This is a genomic window from Vagococcus sp. AM17-17 (genome assembly GCF_003471765.1).
GTDB classification, from domain to species: Bacteria; Bacillota; Bacilli; order Lactobacillales; family Vagococcaceae; genus Vagococcus; species Vagococcus teuberi.
The window spans coordinates 1-3,524 of the sequence record NZ_QRJY01000031.1; the positions used below are offsets into that span (position 1 = coordinate 1).

Below are 3,524 nucleotides of genomic sequence, written 5' to 3' on the forward strand. Positions count from 1 at the left end.
AATCCCAGCTTAAATCATAGATACCGTAAGGGATTTTATTCTTTATTTAAAACGTTGCAACAGAACCGAAAAAAACATAGAACTTTTGATTTCAAACCATTGGGTCTTGCGATTAAAGAAGCCCGTCTTAGTAAAGGATTGACTCGTGAGCAGGTAGGATCAATGATCCAGATTGCGCCACGCTATTTGACGAACATTGAAAATAAAGGACAACAGCCAAGTTTTCATGTTGTATATGATTTAGTGACTTTGCTAAATATTTCTTTGGATGGATTTATTTTAGGGGAAGAAAACAGTCATAAAAGCTCCAAACGTCTTCAAGTAGAAGCACAGTTGGATTGTCTGGATGAAGATGAATTAGTGACGATTGGGAAAGTGATTCAAGCAATTTACGGAGAAAAATGTAAATTTAACTAGTTCAATAATACACAATGGATTAATTAATACTATCAGGAAAGATTGATTACAAAGATGTAATGAATTTTTTCTGATTTTTGTTAATCATAAATAGAAAATGAATTTATCTTTGTTACACTTAGGAACTAGAGCGAATGATAAATAGTTCTTTGGTTACTCTTATCGCTGCAAAGTACAGTTCATTTTTTGTTGTTGGGAAAATTTTCTGGATTTATTGCATATCACTTCATCCGACTAAAAATTTTTGATTCCCATAGCGAAGTTCGTTTTTGTTCCTTAGGAAAAACTTGACTGATATACTAGTTTTGAAATGACGAGTAACTCTGTACTTCATCAATAATCAAGTATTGAATTTTAATTGTATACTTTTTATGCTTGAGGGATGTCTACTGTAATACAGCTACTGCAAAAAAAATCAGTACACTTATTTTCTTATAAAGGATATCAAGAACTAAGCTCAATGGTATGCATAGAAAAGAAAAAGCCGATAAAATGAGATTTTGATATCTCGAATTATCGGCTCTGCGTCTTTGCGTCTGGCTCTGTAATTACAGTTATTCTAAACTTCGTTATTTCAATTAAAATTTCTTGTCTGCATTTAGGACAAAATAGAGGGAAATTTTTTAATTCAGTATCTTCCCTCATTTTTAAACGGGTCTTATTGCCACATATAGGGCACAGTATCTACCTAGTATTTACAATATCTATATCCTCCTGTTCTAATTAACAACTCAATATTCATTTTAAAAATTTCTCTTTAGTTCACTATCAATGTAAGTTGATTTTATTAAACATATGCCTTACTTTGTCTATTCTATTATTTGGACGACGTGGTTGGAAAGCAGACTTAATGTTAGTAACCTGATAACCTTTTAACTCTGTTAAACAGACACTGCGTCCATTTGTAAAGAAAGTTAAACTGTTTCGATACTCTTGAATACAACGGGCTGGAATTTCACCAATGAGAATGACCTCGTTACCTTTTAACTTAGTATTTAAAATATTTGCACAATATTTGGAAGCATCATTATATGCTCTCGAAAGATATTCTTGTGGTACATAAATTTCGAAGCTAAGATATGGCTCTAATAACTCTGTACCACTCTTTCTAAAAGCCTGCTCTAGTACAATAGGCGCAAGCATTCGGAAATCTGCTGGCGTACTGACAGGGCTGTAATATAGACCATACTTAAAACAGATCTTACAGTCTGTTAATTTCCAACCGTACAATCCTTGTTCACACCCATAGCGTATACCTTCCATAACTGCATTTTGAAATGATTGATTTAAATAACCTAGAGAAACCAGGCTCTCATACTGAATGCCACTACCCAAAGGAAGTGGTGTTACAGATAAACCAATAGAAGCCCAGAAAGGATTTGGAGGTACTTCGATATCAATGGTAAATTCAGATTTTTTTAATGGTCTTTCCATATAAATGACAGTTGGTTTTCTTGTTTCTATCTCAATATGATATTTTTCTTGAATCAGAGTACAAGTTACCTCCATTTGGACCTCACCTAAAAAAGATAGCACAATTTCGTGAGTTACTGTATCTACATAATATTGTAGAAGGGGATCACTATCGGATATTTCAAAAAGTGCATCTAGTAACTTTTCTCTTTGTACTGATTTACATGGTTCAATTGTTGTTTGTAACATAGGAAGAGGATTCTCAAGAATTTCTCTATGTGGTAATCTTTTTTTATCTCCAAGTACGTTATTTAGTTTTAAAAGCTCATTTTTTAAAATAATAATCTCACCAGGCTCTGCCTTATCTATCTGGCGTAATTCTCCATTTATTGAAGTATACATTTCTGTAACTTTTATTTTTTCCTTTTCTGATATATTGACTGAGTCTCGCAAATGTAGCGTTCCACTATAAAGACGTACATAGACAAGCCGTTGACCATCATCTGAATATTCTACTTTAAAAACATTTCCACAAAGTTTATCTGAATTGAGTTGTGTGGGTGAAAATAATTTGCTAGTAATTACCTCTATAAGTTGTTTAATTCCAATATTATTCTTTGCACTTCCGTGATAAACAGGATATAAGGAGCAACTTTGAATTCTTTCGTTTTCCTCCTTTTCAAGTTCTGCAATATTCAATGTTTTCCCAATGGTATATTTTTCTAATAAATAATCATTTCCCACAATTACTGTCTCCCATTGTTCTGGTTCAGTATAATCTATTACATAAGGTTTCAAATTTAGATTCACAGTCTGCTTAATTATGATGTCGTCAGAAAGTTTGTCCTTAATATCTTGATAAACATCTGGCAAATTTATTCCATTTTGATCAATTTTGTTAATAAAAAATATTATAGGTATGTTCATCTTTCTAAGTGCATGGAATAGTATACGAGTTTGTGACTGTACTCCATCTTTTGCAGAGATTAGCAAAATAGCTCCATCCAAAACAGATAATGAACGGTATACATCTGCCAAAAAATCCATGTGTCCAGGAGTATCTACAATATTTACTTTAACATTTTCCCGTTGAAAAGATGTTATTGCGGTCTGAATAGTAATACCTCTCTGGCGTTCCAAAAACATAGTATCCGTTTTCGTTGTACCGCTATCTACACTTCCTAACTCTTTAATTGCTCCGCTACTGTATAGTAAGCTTTCTGTCAAAGTAGTTTTTCCTGCATCAACATGTGCTAAGATACCGATATTAATAATTTTCAATTTTATTTCCTCCATTCAAAAGCTCAAAAAGCAGAAAAAATCCCAGTGATAAATACTCTTATCACTGGGATTTTAATACAAAAATAGCTGTATACTACACACTGATAGCCACAGATGCTTTATGATAAAATGATAAAAGTATTCTTAAACTGGGCACAAAAAACCAGTCCTTATTTTAAATAAGGATGCTTAATTAATTATTCCCGCTATCTAATTGACAGTTTATTTAAGAATACCTTGCCGCATTTTTATTATCTCCTTTTGAATGTTATCTTAATTCTATCATATGATAGAATGCTTGTAAAGCCAACCATATTTTTTGAACGAAAGGGAAATTAATGAGAAATTAATGGAAGTTAGGGTTCTGTTGCAAAGTTTTAAATCTACTATCAAATAAGGTAGAATAATAGAAA

Annotated in this window: 4 protein-coding genes; 2 read left to right on the forward strand and 2 right to left on the reverse strand. The window is 32.3% G+C overall.

What is annotated here, in order from left to right; all coding sequences use genetic code 11:
• The first annotated feature begins 54 nt into the window (after positions 1-54).
• On the forward strand, positions 55-417 hold the full coding sequence (locus tag DW196_RS10945) for a helix-turn-helix domain-containing protein (protein ID WP_118251287.1): 363 nt from the start codon (positions 55-57) through the stop codon (positions 415-417).
• A gap of 513 nt (positions 418-930) precedes the next feature.
• Here DW196_RS10945 and DW196_RS10950 read toward each other — a convergent pair.
• The gene (locus tag DW196_RS10950) at positions 931-1,098 is read right to left on the reverse strand and encodes a cysteine-rich KTR domain-containing protein (RefSeq protein WP_005228365.1); all 168 of its coding nucleotides are present in this window, start codon (positions 1,096-1,098) and stop codon (positions 931-933) included.
• Positions 1,099-1,185: 87 nt separating this feature from the next.
• On the reverse strand, positions 1,186-3,126 hold the full coding sequence (gene tet(S), locus DW196_RS10955; RefSeq protein ID WP_002405437.1) for a tetracycline resistance ribosomal protection protein Tet(S): 1,941 nt from the start codon (positions 3,124-3,126) through the stop codon (positions 1,186-1,188).
• Between tet(S) and DW196_RS11815 the strand changes: the two genes are divergently transcribed.
• Positions 3,111-3,236 carry a hypothetical protein gene (locus DW196_RS11815; protein ID WP_193393255.1) on the forward strand — a complete coding sequence of 42 codons (126 nt, stop codon included), beginning with the start codon at positions 3,111-3,113 and terminating at the stop codon, positions 3,234-3,236. The two genes, tet(S) and DW196_RS11815, sit on opposite strands and share 16 nt — an antisense overlap.
• Positions 3,237-3,524: the final 288 nt, after the last annotated feature.